This is a genomic window from Kitasatospora sp. NPDC048298 (assembly GCF_043201465.1).
Classification (GTDB): Bacteria; Actinomycetota; Actinomycetes; order Streptomycetales; family Streptomycetaceae; genus Kitasatospora.
This window is the reverse complement of the sequence record NZ_JBICYZ010000005.1, coordinates 77,667-93,336: the sequence shown is the minus strand read 5'-3', so window position 1 is coordinate 93,336 and position 15,670 is coordinate 77,667. Positions and strand designations below refer to the sequence as shown.

The 15,670-nt window shown below is 73.8% G+C and carries 11 protein-coding genes; 5 read left to right on the top strand and 6 right to left on the bottom strand.

Going from position 1 to position 15,670, the window contains the following annotated elements:
• Positions 1–145 precede the first annotated feature (145 nt).
• Positions 146–1,060: a lytic polysaccharide monooxygenase gene (locus tag ACGF0D_RS06045; protein WP_392914131.1), complete on the top strand. Its 915-nt coding sequence runs from the start codon at positions 146–148 to the stop codon at positions 1,058–1,060.
• A 136-nt stretch (positions 1,061–1,196) separates the two neighbouring features.
• Here the strand turns inward: ACGF0D_RS06045 and ACGF0D_RS06040 are convergent, their stop codons facing one another.
• The 4 genes from ACGF0D_RS06040 to ACGF0D_RS06025 form a co-directional block, all read right to left on the bottom strand.
• Positions 1,197–2,357 (bottom strand): DUF2510 domain-containing protein, encoded by a 1,161-nt coding sequence (locus ACGF0D_RS06040; RefSeq protein WP_392914130.1) that lies wholly within the window; start codon positions 2,355–2,357, stop codon positions 1,197–1,199.
• A gap of 111 nt (positions 2,358–2,468) precedes the next feature.
• Positions 2,469–3,269: a 3-oxoacyl-ACP reductase gene (locus ACGF0D_RS06035; protein ID WP_392874508.1), complete on the bottom strand. Its 801-nt coding sequence runs from the start codon at positions 3,267–3,269 to the stop codon at positions 2,469–2,471.
• Between the two features lie 7 nt (positions 3,270–3,276).
• Positions 3,277–4,677 carry an aldehyde dehydrogenase family protein gene (locus tag ACGF0D_RS06030; protein WP_392914129.1) on the bottom strand — a complete coding sequence of 467 codons (1,401 nt, stop codon included), beginning with the start codon at positions 4,675–4,677 and terminating at the stop codon, positions 3,277–3,279.
• Positions 4,678–4,680: 3 nt separating this feature from the next.
• On the bottom strand, positions 4,681–6,084 hold the full coding sequence (locus ACGF0D_RS06025) for a glutamine synthetase family protein (protein ID WP_392874502.1): 1,404 nt from the start codon (positions 6,082–6,084) through the stop codon (positions 4,681–4,683).
• A gap of 209 nt (positions 6,085–6,293) precedes the next feature.
• On the opposite strand from ACGF0D_RS06025, the gene ACGF0D_RS06020 reads away from it, so the two are divergent.
• From ACGF0D_RS06020 to ACGF0D_RS06010, 3 genes are all read left to right on the top strand, one after another.
• On the top strand, positions 6,294–7,022 hold the full coding sequence (locus tag ACGF0D_RS06020) for a gamma-glutamyl-gamma-aminobutyrate hydrolase family protein (RefSeq protein WP_392914128.1): 729 nt from the start codon (positions 6,294–6,296) through the stop codon (positions 7,020–7,022).
• Positions 7,023–7,216: 194 nt separating this feature from the next.
• Complete coding sequence (locus ACGF0D_RS06015; RefSeq protein ID WP_392874497.1) at positions 7,217–8,287, top strand: cation diffusion facilitator family transporter; 1,071 nt, start codon at positions 7,217–7,219, stop codon at positions 8,285–8,287.
• A gap of 29 nt (positions 8,288–8,316) precedes the next feature.
• On the top strand, positions 8,317–9,249 hold the full coding sequence (locus ACGF0D_RS06010; protein ID WP_392914127.1) for a 5'-3' exonuclease H3TH domain-containing protein: 933 nt from the start codon (positions 8,317–8,319) through the stop codon (positions 9,247–9,249).
• Positions 9,250–9,316: 67 nt separating this feature from the next.
• On the opposite strand, the gene ACGF0D_RS06005 is transcribed toward ACGF0D_RS06010, so the two are convergent.
• Together ACGF0D_RS06005 and ACGF0D_RS06000 are read right to left on the bottom strand one after the other, a co-directional pair.
• Positions 9,317–12,172, bottom strand: coding sequence for a DEAD/DEAH box helicase (locus ACGF0D_RS06005; protein WP_392875756.1), 2,856 nt, complete (start codon positions 12,170–12,172; stop codon positions 9,317–9,319).
• A 163-nt stretch (positions 12,173–12,335) separates the two neighbouring features.
• On the bottom strand, positions 12,336–13,505 hold the full coding sequence (locus ACGF0D_RS06000; RefSeq protein ID WP_392874491.1) for an aminotransferase class V-fold PLP-dependent enzyme: 1,170 nt from the start codon (positions 13,503–13,505) through the stop codon (positions 12,336–12,338).
• Between the two features lie 95 nt (positions 13,506–13,600).
• On the opposite strand from ACGF0D_RS06000, the gene ACGF0D_RS05995 reads away from it, so the two are divergent.
• Complete coding sequence (locus ACGF0D_RS05995; protein WP_392914126.1) at positions 13,601–15,667, top strand: prolyl oligopeptidase family serine peptidase; 2,067 nt, start codon at positions 13,601–13,603, stop codon at positions 15,665–15,667.
• The last annotated feature ends 3 nt before the right edge of the window (positions 15,668–15,670 follow it).

The following is a 15,670-nucleotide window of genomic DNA, read 5'->3' as shown; positions in this document are numbered from 1 at the left end:
CAGCACGCGCGGCTATTGCCTTCTGGTCCAGACCAATCCTACGCTTCGGCCCGGGGGTCGCGCGCCGGGCCGGCGGCTCCCGAACGGGCAGGCGTGCCCGTTCCCCCACACACGCCCGGAACGACGGTCGAGGAGTCCCCACCCCATGTCCATCAAGCGAACCGCCCTGTCCGTCGGCGTGATCGGCGCCGCGGTCGTCGCGGTGGCCGGTGCCACCGCCGGTACCGCCAGCGCCCACGGCACGATGACCAACCCCGTGAGCCGCGTCGCCGCCTGCTACGCCGAGGGCCCCGAGCACCCGGTGTCCCAGGTCTGCAAGGACCTCGTCGCCGCCGGCGGCACCCAGCCGCTGTACGACTGGAACGAGGTCAACATCGCCAACGCCAACGGCAACTCCCAGACGCTGATCCCGGACGGCAAGCTCTGCTCGGCCAACCGGGACAAGTACGCGGCGCTGGACTGGCCGCGCACCGACTGGCCGGCTACCGCGGTGAAGGCCGGCGCCTTCACCTTCCAGTTCCGCACCACCGCGCCGCACGTCGGCACCCAGACCGTCTACATCACCAAGCCGAGCTACGACCCCACCAAGCCGCTGAAGTGGTCGGACCTCGACTCGACCCCGGTCGCCAAGGTGCAGGTCGACCGCAACGCCGTCAACGGCTTCTACACCTACTCCGGCACCCTGCCGCAGCGCACCGGCCGTCAGGTCCTCTACACGGTGTGGCAGCGCAGCGACAGCCCGGAGGCCTTCTACTCCTGCTCCGACGTCGACTTCGGCGCCTCCACCACCGCCGTGTCGGCGCTCGCCGCCCAGGCTCCGGCCGCGCCCAGCGACGCCCAGATCGCGGCCGACGCCTCCAAGTCCACGGTCGCCCACCACGGCCACGGCGGGGACCCGGACTCCCCGGCCGGCCGGGTGATCCCGACCGCCTCCGCGGCCGTGGGCGGCACCTCGGCCACCGGTCCGCTGCTGCTCGCCGGCGCCGCCGCGATCGGTGTCGGCTGGGCCGGCATGGTGCTCCGGCGCCGTCGTGTCGAGGCTGTTCGACGCGACTCCTGACGCCGGGCGCGGGACCGGGCCGGCCACTCCCCCGTCCGGCCCGGTCCCGTGACACCACCCCGCGCGACGACGAACGGCGGCCCACCCGGTTTCCCTCCGGGTGGGCCGCCGCCGTGTGGTGTGAGGAGCGCGGGGCTCAGGTGGTGGTGCCGCCGGCGTCGGCGCCCGCGCCGGGCCCGCCGGAGCCGGTCCCGGGCAGGCCGGGGATGGCCGGGAGCTTGCCCTTGTAGGTGGTGATGCCCTGGACGATGGTGTCCATCACCGCGACGTCCGGCGACTTGTCGGCGATGTCGAAGCCGAAGTGCACCGAGAGCAGCGACTTCCCGTCGGCGGACGGGAAGACCACGGTCTGCACGTAGCCGCTGTTGCCCTTGGGCACGTCCACCTTCCAGCGGACCAGGTAGCCGTCCTGGCCGTTGACCTTCACGGCCTCGGACTTGAGCTCCTGGTGCCCGGTGACGTCGCCGTACGAGTCCTTGGCCGCCGACGCGATGTCGGCCTTGGCCGCCGCCTGGACGTCGGTGCCGCCGCCGGTGATCCGGCCGGTGTTCGCGCCGCCGAGGGAGCACTGGTCCTGGCCGTCCACGCAGGTGTACGAGCCGACGGTGAGCATGGCGTACCCCTTGTCGGTGGTGCCGCCCTGCCAGCCGTCCGGGACCGGCAGGACGATCCGGTTGACCACGTCGATCGCCTGGTCGGTGCTCGGGCGGGTCCGGCCGCCGCCGTTGCCACCCCCGCCCCCGTTGCCGCCCTTGCCGCCCTTGCCGTCCCCGCTCCCGCCGTCGCCGGGGTCGCCGAAGCCCGGGATGCCGCCCCACGGGCCGTTGCCGCCCTGCGGGGCCGGGCGGGCGCTGCGTGGGTCGCGGTCCTGGTGGCCGTCCGTCGCGAGGTAGGTGATCCCCGAGCCCGCGCCGAGGCCGAGCAGGGCGGCGAGGGTGGTCGCGACCACCAGCTTGGAGGGCTTGCGCCGGGGCTTGCGCGGCGGCCCGGCGGGCGAGCCGTAGGCGGTACCGAAGGGCGGCGGCTCCGGGTAGCGGACGGTCGGGCCGCTGTCCAGCACCTCGCCCTCCAGCACCCGGGGCTGCTCGGCCGTCCCCGGCTGCGGGGCCGCGGCGGCCGTCGGCTCCGCCTGCGGGGAGTCCGGAGCGCCCGCCGGGGCGCCCGGTGCCGGGGCGTCCGAGGGCGCGGGCCGGGTGTCGGCCGTCCAGCCCCTGCCGTCCCACCACCGCTGCGGCCTCGGGTCGCCGGAGGTGTCCTTCGGGTCCGGGTACCACCCGGCGGGAATCTGCTCGCTCACGGTAGAGAAATCTAAAGGCAGCCGGATAAGCGCGAAATCAGCGCAGCCGGAAATTCCGGCCGTTTTCGATGAGATTCCGGTGAGAACCCGGGTGCGCCGACGGGGACGAGCCTACAGCGGGGTCACGTACGCCCCGGAGATGCCGCCGTCCACCAGGAACTCGCTCGCCGTGATGAACGAGGAGTCGTCGCTGGCCAGGAACGCCACCGCGGCGGCGATCTCCTCGGCCCGGGCGAACCGGCCGAGCGGGATGTGCACCAGCCGGCGGGCGGCCCGCTCCGGGTCCGCGGCGAACAGCTCGCGCAGCAGCGGGGTGTCCACCGGTCCGGGCGAGAGCGCGTTGACCCGGATGCCCTCCCGGGCGAACTGCACGCCCAGCTCGCGGGACATCGCCAGCACCCCGCCCTTGGAGGCGGTGTAGGAGATCTGCGAGGTGGCCGCGCCCATCCGGGCCACGAAGCTGGCGGTGTTGATGATCGAGCCCCGCCCGTGCCGGCGCATGTACGGCAGCGCGGCCTTGCAGCACAGGTAGACGGAGGTCAGGTTGACCTCCTGGACCTTCCGCCAGGCGTCCAGTCCGGTGGTCAGGATCGAGTCGTCCTCGGGCGGCGAGATGCCCGCGTTGTTGAAGGCGACGTCCACGCTGCCGTAGGTCTCGTACGCCTCGTCGAACAGCGCCTCGACCATGTACGGGTCGGTGACGTCGGTGTGCACGAACAGCCCGCCGACCTCCTTGGCGGCGGCCCGGCCGGTGTCCTCGTCGAGGTCGGCGCAGACCACCTTCGCCCCCTCCGAGGCGAGCCGGCGGGCGGCGGCCAGGCCGATCCCGCTGCCCGCGCCGGTGACCACGGCGGTGCGGCCGACCAGTCGGCGGCAGACGGCTTCGTCCCGCGCGGCGTGCTTCTCGCTCATCGGGCTGTCACTCCTCGCTGTGGATGAAGACGTTCTTGGTCTCGGTGAAGTGGCGCAGCGCGTCCGGCCCCAGCTCGCGGCCCACCCCGGACTCGCCGTAGCCGCCGAAGGGCGTCCAGTAGCGCACCGAGGAGTGCGAGTTGACCGACAGGTTGCCCGCCCGTACGCCCCGGGCCAGGCGCAGCGCCCGGCCGACGTCCCGGGTCCAGATCGAGCCGGACAGCCCGTAGCGGGTGGCGTTGGCCAGCCGCAGCGCGTCGGCCTCGTCGGTGAACGGCAGGACGGCGGCGACCGGGCCGAAGATCTCCTCGGTGACGGCCGGGACCTCCGGGTCCCCGGGGGCGACCACCGTCGGCGGGTACCAGTAGCCGGGCCCGTCCGGGACCTTTCCGCGGGCCAGCACCGGCAGGTCGGGGGTGACGTAGGAGGACACCCGGCGGACCTGGGCGGCCGAGATCAGCGGGCCGAGCTGGGCCTGCGGGTCGGCCGGGTCGCCGGTGCGCAGGGTCTCGACGGCGGGCAGCAGCAGGGCGAGGAAGTCCTCGTACACCTCGCGCTGGACCAGGATCCGGCTGCGGGCGCAGCAGTCCTGGCCGCTGTTGTCGGCGAAGGACATCGGGTCGGCGGCGCGGGCCAGGTCGGCGTCGGCGAAGACGATGTTGGGGCTCTTGCCGCCGAGTTCCAGGGTGACCCGCTTGGCGTGGGCGGCGCAGCGGGCGGCGACCTCCTTGCCGACGACGGTCGAGCCGGTGAAGACGATCTTGCGGACGGCCGGGTGGTCCACCAGGGCCCGGCCGGTGGTGGCGCCCGCGCCGGGGACGGTCTGGAACAGGCCCTCGGGCAGGCCGGCCGCGAGGGCGAGTTCGGCCAGCCGCAGGGCGGTCAGCGGGGTGGCCTCGGCGGGCTTGAGCAGGACGGCGTTGCCGGCCGCCAGGGCGGGGGCGAAGCCCCAGGCGGCGATCGGCATCGGGAAGTTCCACGGCGCGATCACCCCGACCACGCCCACCGGCTCGTGGAAGGTCACGTCCAGGCCGCCGGGGACGGGGATCTGCCGGCCGGTCAGCCGCTCCACTCCCCCGGCCGCGTACTCCAGGAGGTCCCGGACGTTGCCAGCCTCCCAGTGGGCGTTGGCCAGGAGGTGGCCGGCCTCCGCCACCTCCAGGGCGGCCAGTTCGGGGACGTGCACCTCGACCTGGTCGGCGAACCGGCGCAGCAGCCGGGCGCGTTCGCCGGGGGCCAGCGCGGCCCAGCCGGCCTGGGCCCTCACCGCGCGCCGGACGGCCGCGTCCAGCTGCCCGGGGGTGGTGTCGGGGACGGTGGCGAGCACCTCGCCGGTGGCGGGATTGCGGACGCTGCTGCTGCTCTCGGCGTCCGCGTCCGCGTTCACGTTCGCGTTCGGCTCGGTCACGGGTCACATCCGTTCGAAGGATCGGTAGCGCTCCCAGTCGGTGACCGCCCCGTCGTAGGCGGCCTGCTCGACCCGGGCCATGTTCAGGTAGTGGTCGACCACGTCGTCACCGAAGGCCTCCCGGGCCAGGGCGCTCTGCGCCCACAGGTCCGCCGCCTCGCGCAGCGATGCGGGCACCCGGGCGTACTCCTCGACCGCGTAGGCGTTGCCGAGGCAGGGTGCGGGCAGTTCCAGCTTGCGCTGCAGCCCGTGCAGGCCGGCCGCGATCATCCCGGCCACCGCGAGGTACGGGTTGACGTCGCCGCCCGGCACCCGGTTCTCCATCCGCAGGCCGGGGCCGTGGCCGACCACCCGGTAGGCGCAGGTGCGGTTGTCCCGGCCCCAGGCGACGGCGGTCGGGGCGAAGGAGCCCGGGCGGTAGCGCTTGTAGGAGTTGATGTTCGGCGCGTACAGCAGGCCGAACTCGCGCAGCGCGACCAGCTGGCCGGCCAGGAAGTGCCGCATGGTATCGGTCATCCGGCCGTCCCGGTCGGCGAAGGCGGGGGCGCCGACGGCGTCGCGCAGCGAGAGGTGGATGTGGCAGCTGTTGCCCTCGCGCTCGTCGTACTTGGCCATGAAGGTGAGCGCGCAACCGAGTTGGGCGGCGATCTCCTTCGCGCCGGTCTTGTAGACGCTGTGCTGGTCGCAGGTGGTGAGGGCGTCGGCGTAGCGGAAGGCGATCTCGTGCTGGCCGAGGTTGCACTCGCCCTTGGCGGACTCCACCACCAGGCCGGCGCCGGCCATCTCGGTGCGGATCCGGGACAGCAGCGGCTCGACCCGGGCGGTGCCGAGCATCGAGTAGTCCACGTTGTAGAGGTTCGCCGGGGTCAGGCCGCGGTAGCCGCCCTGCCAGGCCTGCTCGTAGGTGTCGCGGAAGACCAGGAACTCCAGCTCGGTGCCGATGTCGGCGGCCAGGCCGTGCTCGGCGAGCCGGGCGATCTGGCGGCGCAGCAGCTGGCGCGGGGCGGCGTCCACCGGGTGGCCGCCGTGCCGGGCGAGGTCGGCGGTGACCTGGGCGGTGCCGGGCTGCCAGGGGGTCAGCCGCAGGGTGCCGAGGTCGGGGCGCATCGCGAAGTCGCCGTAGCCGGTGGCCCAGGAGGAGAAGGCGTAGCCGTCCACGGTGTTCAGGTCGACGTCGACGGCCAGCAGGTAGTCGCAGGCCTCGGCGCCGTGCTCGGCGACCTCGTCGAGGAAGAACCGGGCGGCGAAGCGCTTGCCCTGGAGACGGCCCTGCATGTCGGTGAAGGCGAGCGCGACGGTGTGCACCTCGCCGGCGTCCACCAGGGCGCGCAGGCCGTCCAGGGTCAGCGGCGGCCGGGACGGCGCGCCGGCGGCGGCCCGTTCGGACAGTTCGGGCGTATCGGGCATGGCCGAGCCCTCCTCCTCGATCACTCTTCGAGATCAAGCGGTCACAGCGAACCGTACGGCCTGCGGCTCGCGGGGCGGAAGAGGGCGGGCGGGTGTCGGGAGGGGGCGGGCGGGGTCCGGCGGGGAACCGACGCGACGCCGGCCGCCCGTGGCGCGCCGACGCGCGTGGCTGACGGTGGATCAGCCCCTTCGGGGGGAGAATGCGCGCCATGGATCGCAGGCCTTTGATCGGCGTCAGCACCTACCTGGTGGACGCGAGTTGGAGCGATTGGCGGGGCCGCCGGGTGGCCCTGCTGCCCGAGCGGTACACCGCGCAGGTCCGGGACTCCGGCGGGATCGCGGTCCTGCTGCCGCCGGACGCCCCGGAGCGCGCGCCGGAGGTGCTGGCCCGGCTGGACGGCCTGGTGATCGCCGGCGGGCCGGACATCGACCCCGCCTACTACGGGAAGCCGGCCCACCCGGCGACGGAGGTGGACTCGCCGGAGCGGGACGCCTGGGAGGTCGCGCTGCTGCGGTCGGCGCTGGCGGCGGGGATGCCGCTGCTGGCGGTCTGCCGGGGGATGCAGATCCTGAACGTGGTGTGCGGCGGGACGCTGGTGCAGCACCTGCCGGACGTGGTGCCGGTGGACGTGCACGGCGGCTCGCCCGGCCGCTACGGCTCGCACCCGGTGCGCCCGGTGCCGGGGACGCTGCTGGGCGGGCTGCTGCCGGAGAGCGAGTTGGAGGTGCCGACCTTCCACCACCAGGCCGTCGACCGGGTGGGGTCGGGCCTGCGGGTGAGCGCCCACGCGCCGGACGGGACGGTGGAGGCGGTGGAGGGGCCGGGGTTCACGCTCGGGGTGCAGTGGCACCCGGAGCAGGGGGACGACCTGCGGCTGATGCGGGCCCTGGTCCGGGCGGCCACCGCGGCGGTCCTCGACACACTGGTGCTGGGGTAGCACAACTGGGCGCGGGGGCAGGGGATTTCGGCTGTTCGGCCGGGTGCGGAACGCACCGGGTGCGCCCCTCTGAACGGCAACGACAACGGTCACCAGTACAGCCTTTGGATCTTTGTCGATTCTGCGGTTCACTTCGGTTGCGGGGCGGTCGCAACGCGCCCCCTTTCCCACCCGTGCGCCCAGAGAGGACTTCCATGGCCGGGCACGAGCATTCGCACGATGATCATGCGCATGACCACAAGCACTCGCACGCGCACGGCTCCGGCGGGCACGCGCACGGCTCAGGCGGCCACGGCGGCCACTCGCACGGTGTCTCCGCCGACGCGGACCGACGCTGGCTGCTCGGCGCCCTCGCCCTGATCGTCGTCTTCATGGCCGGCGAGGTCGCGGTCGGCTTCGCCGCCCAGTCCCTGGCGCTGATCTCGGACGCCGCGCACATGCTCACCGACGCCGCCTCGATCGCGCTCGCGCTGGTCGCCATGCGGCTCGCCGCCCGCCCGGCCCGGGGCGGCTACACCTACGGCCTCAAGCGCGCCGAGATCCTCTCCGCCCAGGCCAACGGCGTCACCCTGCTGGTGCTGTCGGCCTGGCTGGGCTACGAGGCGATCACCCGGCTGTTCGAACCGCCGGAGGTCACCGGCTCGCTGGTGCTGGTCACCGCGCTGGTCGGGATCGTGGTCAACCTCGCGGCCACCTGGTGCATGTCCAAGGCCAACCGCAGTTCGCTGAACGTCGAGGGCGCCTTCCAGCACGTGCTGACCGACCTGTACGCGTTCATCGCCACCGCCGTCGCCGGCGCCGTCGTCCTGACCACCGGCTTCGCCCGGGCCGACGCCATCGCCTCGCTGATCGTCGTCGCGCTGATGCTCAAGGCCGGCATCGCGCTGGTCCGCGACTCCGGGCGGATCTTCCTGGAGGCCGCCCCGGCCGGGATCGACCCGGACACGGTGGCCGACCGGATGGTCACCGAGCCGCTGGTGGAGGAGATCCACGACCTGCACATCTGGGAGATCACCTCCGGCCAGCCCGCCCTGTCCGCACACGTCCTCGTCACCCCCGGCGGCGACTGCCACGCGGTGCGGCGCTCCCTGCAGCGCCGGCTCGCGGACGAGTACGGCATCACCCACTCCACCCTCCAGGTCGACCACGTCGGCGAGGACGAGGCCGGCGCGCTGCTGCAGATCGCCACCCCGTCCGACACCGCCGCCGAACACTGCGCCGACGCCCACGGCCCGGTCCACCGCGCCGGCCCGCACGAGCACTGAGAACCGTCCGTCCGTCATCCCCGTACGGCATGATTCGACACGTGACCGCACCGCGACTGATGCTGCTCGACTCCGCCAGCCTCTACTTCCGGGCCTACTTCGGCGTACCGGACACCCTGCGCTCGCCGCAGGGTGAGCCGGTCAACGCCGTCCGCGGCCTGCTGGACTTCATCGCCCGGCTGGTCCACGACCACCGGCCCGACGAGTTGGTGGCCTGCATGGACGCCGACTGGCGCCCGCAGTGGCGGGTCGACCTCGTCCCCTCCTACAAGACCCACCGGGTCGCCGAGGCGGCCGAGGACGGCCAGGAGGAGGTGCCCGACACCCTGGCCCCGCAGGTCCCGGTGATCGAACAGGTGCTGGACGCCCTCGGCATCGCCCGCGTCGGCTCCCCCGGCTACGAGGCGGACGACGTCATCGGCACCCTCACTGCCCGCTCGACCGGACCGGTGCAGATCGTCACCGGCGACCGCGACCTCTTCCAACTGGTGGACGACGCCCGCGGGATCACCGTGCTCTACCCGGTCAAGGGCATGGGCAACCTCCAGGTCACCGACGACGCGGTGCTGCTGGAGAAGTACGGCGTGCGCGGCGCCCGGTACGCCGACATGGCCGCCCTGCGCGGAGACCCGTCGGACGGCCTGCCCGGCGTCAAGGGCATCGGCGAGAAGACCGCCGCCCAGCTGATCAACGAGTACGGCGACCTCGCGGCCATCCGCGCCGCCGCCCTCGACGTCGCCTCCAAGCTCACCCCCGCCCGCCGCCGCAACATCGTCGACGGCGCCGCCTACCTCGACGTCGCCCCCAAGGTCGTCCGCGTCGCCGACGACGCCCCCCTCCCGGACTTCGACCCGGCCCTCCCCCGCGAACCCCTCTACCCCATGACCCTCGAGGAACTCTCCACCCGCTGGGGCCTCGGCACCTCCCTCGACCGCCTCCTCGACGCCCTCGCCACCCGCTGAGCCGCCACACGCCGAGGGGCCCGCGCGTTCGTGGCGAACGCGCGGGCCCCTGCGGGGGTTCGGGCGGCTAGCCGACGGAGGAGTAGGCGATGATGCCGCGGCGGAGGCCGTCGACGGCCTTGCGGGCGGTCCTGCGGAGTTCGGCGTCCTCGCCGGCGGCGTCCTGGATCTGGCCGAGGACGTCGATCAGCTGCTTGGTCCAGCGGACGAAGTCGCCGGCCGGCATGTCGGCGTCGCGCAGGACCTGGTCGAGGTTGTGGCCGAGCGCCCAGCGGTAGGCGACCCAGGCGAAGCCCAGGTCGGGCTCGCGCTGGCCGACGCCCTCGGCGGTGTTGATCCGGTGCTGCTCCTCCAGGGCGTCCAGGTGGCCCCAGATCCGGACCATCTTGCCGAGTGCCTCCTTGGCCGCGCCCTCCGGCACCCGGGGGGCGCCGGCGTCGTCGGACTGGCGGGCCTCGTACACCAGCGCCGAGGCGCAGGCGGCGAGTTCGGCGGCGGCCAGGCCGCTCCAGACGCCCTCACGGATGCACTCGGAGGCGAGCAGGTCGAGTTCGCCGTAGAGCCGGCCGAGCCGCTTGCCGTCGTCGGTGACGGTGTCCCCGCTGAGGTAGCCGAGGTCGGTGAGCAGCGCGCAGACCCGGTCGAAGGTGCGGGCGATGGTGTGGGTGCGCGAGCGCATCCGGCGTTCCAGCAGTTCGGTGTCGCGGTGCAGCCGGTGGTAGCGCTCGGCCCAGCGGGCGTGGTCCTCGCGGTCGGAGCAGCCGTGGCAGGGGTGCTGGCGCAGTTCGGTGCGCAGCCGGGTGATCTCCGGGTCGTCGGCGGCGGCCGCGCGGCCGCGCCGGAAGCGCTCGGGCTCCAGGTGTCCGGCCTTGGTGCGCAGTGCCGAGGCGAGGTCGCGCCGGGACTGCGGGCTGCGCGGGTTGAAGGACTTGGGGATGCGCAGCCGTTCGATGGCGGCGACCGGGTGCGGGAAGTCGATCATGGCGAGCCGCTTGACCTGCCGCTCGGCGGTGAGCACCACCGGGCGCGGGCCGTCCTGGAAGTCGGGGTGGCGCGGGCCGCCCCGGCCGGAGCGGTTGACCGGCGGCAGGCCCGGGTCGAGGACCAGGGCGAGGCCGGCGAACTTGCCGGTGGGCACGTGGATGACGTCGCCGGGCTTCAGCTGCTCGATGGACTCGACGGCGGCCGCGCGGCGCTGGCTGGTGCCCTCGCGGGCCATCTCGTTCTCGCGGTCCTTGAGCCGGCGGCGCAGCTCCATGTACTCGTCGAAGTCGCCGAGGTGGCAGGTCATCGACTCGCGGTAGCCCTCCAGCCCCTCCTCGTTGCGCTGCACCTGGCGGGCGATGCCGACCACCGAGCGGTCCGCCTGGAACTGGGCGAAGGACGTCTCCAGCAGCTCGCGCGAGCGGTGCCGCCCGAACTGGGAGACCAGGTTGACGGCCATGTTGTACGAGGGCCGGAACGAGGACTTCAGCGGGTAGGTGCGGGTGCCGGCCAGGCCGGCCAGCGCCTCCGGGTCGAGGCCGCGCTGCCAGAGGACCACCGCGTGGCCCTCGACGTCGATGCCGCGCCGCCCGGCCCGGCCGGTGAGCTGGGTGTACTCGCCGGGGGTGATGTCGGCGTGGGTCTCGCCGTTCCACTTGACCAGCTTCTCCATGACCACCGAGCGGGCGGGCATGTTGATGCCGAGCGCGAGGGTCTCGGTCGCGAAGACGGCCTTGACCAGGCCCTTCACGAAGAGCTCTTCGACGACCTCCTTGAACCGGGGCAGCATCCCGGCGTGGTGGGCGGCGATGCCGCGCTCCAGCCCGTCCAGCCACTCGAAGTAGCCGAGGACGTGCAGGTCCTCGTCGGGGATGTCGGCGCAGCGCTCCTCGACGAAGGCCCGGACCTGGGCGCGCTCGGAGTCCTTGTTGAGCCGCAGCCCGGAACTGAGGCACTGCTGGACGGCGGCCTCGCAGCCGGCCCGGCTGAAGATGAAGGTGATCGCGGGCAGCAGGCCCTCGGCGTCGAGCCGGTCGATGACGTCCACCCGGCCCGGCGTCCAGACCCGGCCGGGACGGCCGTTGGGCATCGAGCGGCCCCGGCCGCGGCCGAAGCGGTCGCGCGGGTTGCGGTCGAGCTCGGAGCGGGCGAGCCGGACCAGCTCGGGGTTGACGGCCTTGCCAGGGTTCTTCAGGTTGTTCTTGGGGCGGCCGTCCCGGTCGGGGTTGGCGAACAGGTCGTACATCCGGTTGCCGGCCATCACGTGCTGCCACAGCGGCACGGGGCGGGTCTCGGAGACGATCACCTTGGTGCCGCCGCGCACGGTGTCCAGCCAGTCGCCGAACTCCTCGGCGTTGGAGACGGTCGCGGAGAGCGAGACGAGGGTGACCGACTCGGGGAGGTGGATGATGACCTCCTCCCAGACGGCGCCGCGGAAGCGGTCGGCGAGGTAGTGCACCTCGTCCATCACGACGTAGCCGAGGCCGTCGAGGGTGCTGGAGCCCGCGTAGAGCATGTTGCGCAGCACCTCGGTGGTCATGACCACCACGGGTGCGTCGCCGTTGACGGAGTTGTCGCCGGTGAGCAGGCCGACCTTGGCGGCGCCGTAGCGCTTGACCAGGTCCCCGTACTTCTGGTTGGAGAGCGCCTTGATCGGCGTGGTGTAGAAGCACTTGCGGCCCGAGGCCAGGGCCAGGTGCACGGCGAACTCGCCGACGATGGTCTTCCCGGAGCCGGTGGGGGCGGCGACCAGGACGCCGGATCCGGCCTCCAGCGTCTCGCAGGCCTCCAGCTGGAAGTCGTCCAGCGGGAAGTCGTACAGCTGCTGGAAGCCGTACAGGGCGGTGGCCTGCTCCTGGGCCCGGCGACGGCTGGCCGCGTACGCCTCGGCGGGGCTGAGCTCCTGGTCGTCCTGGGGCTCTGGATCGGGGGTGTTCATCGCCGTCCGGGTGTGGTTGGTGTGATCTCGCATCTCAGCGAGAGGTTACCCGGGAGGAGTGACATCGATAGCACCGTTTTTCCGTGCGACGGGATCACTCCTCTCCCGGTTCCATGGTCGCAAATGTCTCCGGGTGATCGGGACGGTTTCGGGTTCGAAGCGGCTAGCCCTTCAGCAGCTCCACCAGCCCGTCCGCCAGCCGCTCGTACTCCTGCGGCCGGTTGTAGAGCTGCGCGCTGACCCGCAGCACCCCGCCGCCCTCCCAGGGGCGGACGGCGATCCGGGCGCCGAGCCGGTGCCACACCTCGGCCATCAGCGCCTTCACCTGCGGCTCGGTCTCGCCGTACCCGGCGGGCAGCCGGACGGTGCTCATCCACACCCCGGGCGTCGCGGGCAGCGGGGCCAGGCCGGCCCGCTCGGCCAGCACCCGGCGGCCGTACCCGGCGAGGGCGGTGTTGTGGGCGGCCACCGCCGCGTGGCCGAGTCCGCGCAGCAGCTCGAAGCCGGCCGGGGCGGCCAGCCAGGGCGTGTAGTCGCAGGTGCCGCGCCACTCGACGTTGCCCGGGAAGCCCTTGTCGTGCTCCCAGGACAGCGCCAGCGGGCGGATCCGGGCGGTCCACTCGGGGCGGACGGCGAGCACCCCGGTGGCGCGCGGGGCGAAGGCCCACTTGTGCAGGTTGCCGAACCAGAAGTCGGCGTTCGGGTCGATCGGGGCGGGCAGCATGCCGGGTGCGTGGGCGCCGTCCACCACGGTGGTGACGCCGCGGGCGCGCAGGTCGGCGAGCAGCGCCGGGCCGGCCACCAGGCGGGCGGTGGGCGAGGTCAGCTGGTCGAGGATCGCGACGGTGGTGCGGTCGTCCACGGCGGCGAGCACGGCCTCCCGGACGGCCTGCTCGTCGGGGGCTTCCAGGGGGACGGGGGCGACCACGACCTCGGCGCCCGTCTCGGCGGCCTTGCGGGCAGCGGCCCGCGTCACCGCGCCGTAGCCGTGGTCGGTGACCAGGATCCGGTCGCCGGGCGCGAAGGGGATGCTGTCGAGGGCGATCGCGACCGCCTCGGTGACGTTGGAGACCAGCGCGAGCCGGTCCGGGTCGGTGGCCAGTTCGGCGGCGAGCAGGGTCCTGGCCGCGGCGATCCGGGCCGGGAGGTCGGCGAAGAAGCCGTCCGGGTCCTGCTCGTGCTCGACGCGCAGGCGCTCCTGCGCCCGCTGCACCGGGACGGGCACGGCCCCGAACGAGCCGTGGTTCAGGTGCGCCGCCGGCGACACGCTGAACAGCCCGTCGGCGGCGGGCAACGGGGCCGGGGGTTCGGCGGTCCGCAGGTCCTCGATCACGGGTTTCCTCCGCTGGCTGACACTCACACTGATGTGTGACATTTCACATGACAGACTACTGGTCGGGGCGCGCACCTCGCGACCACCATCGGGCCGTGACCATCACCGACGCCTTCCTTGCCCTCAGCGCCCGTACCGGCCGGTTCACCTTCGGCGCACCGCGTGCGTACACCTTCGCCGAGGACGGTACCCGGCTGCTGCTGCTCCGCTCCACCGGTCCGGAGGACCCGGTCGACCGCCTCCACCTGCTCGACACCACCACCGGCGAGGAGCGGCTGGTCGCCGACCCGGCCGCACTGCTGCCCGGCCGCACCGGCCGGCGCGACGACCTGCCCGCCGTCGAGCGCCGGCTGCGCGAGCGCACCCGGCTGGTCGCCGCCGGGATCGGCACGTACGCCGCCACCGCCGACCTCTCCACCGCCGTCTTCACCCTGGACGGCCGGCTGTTCCGCACCGACACCGCCGCCGGCACCAGCGACGAACTCCCGGTCGCCGGGCCCGCGTTCGACCCCCGGCCGGACGCCACCGGGCAGCGCGTCGCCTACGTCGCCGGGGACGCCCTGTTCGTCACCCCCGCCCTCGAACCGTTCTCCCCCGCCGACGGCGCCCGCTGGGGCGTCGCCGAGTTCGCCGCCGCCGAGGAGCTCGGCCGCCACCGGGGCCACTGGTGGCGCCCGGACGGCCGCGCGCTGCTGGCCGCCCGGGTCGACGAGTCCGCCGTCCCCCGGCGGTACTTCGCCGACCCGGCGAACCCCGGCGAGGCGCCCGAGGACTTCGCCTACCCGCAGGCCGGCGGCCCCAACGCGGACGTCCAGCTCTGGGTGCTCGGCCTCGACGGCACCCGGGTCCGACTGCACTGGGACGCCGAGGAGTTCCCGTACGTCTGCGCCGCCTCCTGGGCCTCCGACGGGGAGGTGCTGCTCACCGTCGCCGACCGCCTGCAGCAGAACGTGCTGCTGCTGAGCGCCGACCCGCAGACCGGCAGGACCGACGAACTCTCCCGCACCACCGACGAGTTCTGGGTGGACGACCTGCCCGGCACCCCCGCCCGGCTGGCCGACGGCCGACTGCTCACCGTCCACGACACCCCGCAGGCCCGCGGCCTCGCGCTGGACGGCAAGCCGCTGGACACCACCGGCCTGCAGATCCGCCGGGTCGTCGGCCGGCTGCGCGGCCGGCTGCTCTGCGAGACCGGCGAGGGCGACCCCTTCGACCAGTACGTCCACCTGATCGACCCGGACGGCGGCGCCCCCGAGCCGCTCGCCTCCGGCCCCGGCACCCACACCGCCCTCGCCGCCGCCGACACCCTGCTGCTCACCTCGGCCGACGCCGGCGGCGTCCGGCGCGTCGTCAGCCTCGACGGCCGCGAGCTGCCGCTCACCGACCTCAGCGCCCCGCTGCCCCACCGGGTGGAGCCGCAGCGTTCCCGGGTCACCGAACGCGCCCTGCCCGCCGCCGTGGTGTACCCGCGCGGCCACGTCCCCGGCCGGCGGCTGCCCGTCCTGCTGGACGTCTACGGCGGGCCCGGCTACCAGGCGGTGGCCAACGAGCCGCGCCGCTGGCAGCTCAAGCAGTGGTGGGCCGACCAGGGCTTCGCGGTGGTCACCGTCGACAACGGCGGCACCCCGTTCGTCTCCCCCGCCTTCAGCCGGACCATCTTCCGCCGCTTCTCCCGGGTGACCCTGGACGACCAGGTCGACGCCCTGCACGCGCTCGCCGAGGAGCACCCTGACCTCGACCTCGGCCGGGTCGGCGTGCGCGGCTGGTCGTACGGCGGCTACCTCGCGGCGCTCGCCGTGCTGCGCCGCCCGGACGTCTTCCACGCCGCCTGCGCGGGCGCCCCGCCCACCGACTTCCGGCTCTACGACACCGCGTACACCGAGCGCTACATGGACCTGCCGCAGGAGAACCCCGAGGGCTACGCCGACGACTGCCTGCTCACCGACGCGCCCGGCCTGGCCAGGCCGCTGCTGCTGATCCACGGGCTGGCGGACGACAACGTCCACCCCTCGCACACCCTGCTGCTCTCCCAGGCGCTCACCAGGGCCGGCCGCCCGCACAACGTGCTGCCGCTGCCCGGCGCCACCCACATGACCCCGGGCGGGCTGCTGGAGCAGCTGGCCCAGGCCGAACTCGCCTTCCTGCGGGCCTCTTTGGAGTGATCC

What these genes read in the sequence shown, in the direction of transcription:
- ACGF0D_RS06045 (WP_392914131.1), top strand. Translation starts at nt 146, where the DNA reads ATGTCCATCAAGCGAACCGCCCTGTCCGTCGGCGTGATCGGCGCCGCG.
- ACGF0D_RS06035 (WP_392874508.1), bottom strand. Translation starts at nt 3,269, where the DNA reads ATGAGCGAGAAGCACGCCGCGCGGGACGAAGCCGTCTGCCGCCGACTG.
- ACGF0D_RS06025 (WP_392874502.1), bottom strand. Translation starts at nt 6,084, where the DNA reads ATGCCCGATACGCCCGAACTGTCCGAACGGGCCGCCGCCGGCGCGCCG.
- ACGF0D_RS06020 (WP_392914128.1), top strand. Translation starts at nt 6,294, where the DNA reads ATGGATCGCAGGCCTTTGATCGGCGTCAGCACCTACCTGGTGGACGCG.
- ACGF0D_RS06015 (WP_392874497.1), top strand. Translation starts at nt 7,217, where the DNA reads ATGGCCGGGCACGAGCATTCGCACGATGATCATGCGCATGACCACAAG.
- ACGF0D_RS06010 (WP_392914127.1), top strand. Translation starts at nt 8,317, where the DNA reads ATGATTCGACACGTGACCGCACCGCGACTGATGCTGCTCGACTCCGCC.
- ACGF0D_RS06005 (WP_392875756.1), bottom strand. Translation starts at nt 12,172, where the DNA reads ATGAACACCCCCGATCCAGAGCCCCAGGACGACCAGGAGCTCAGCCCC.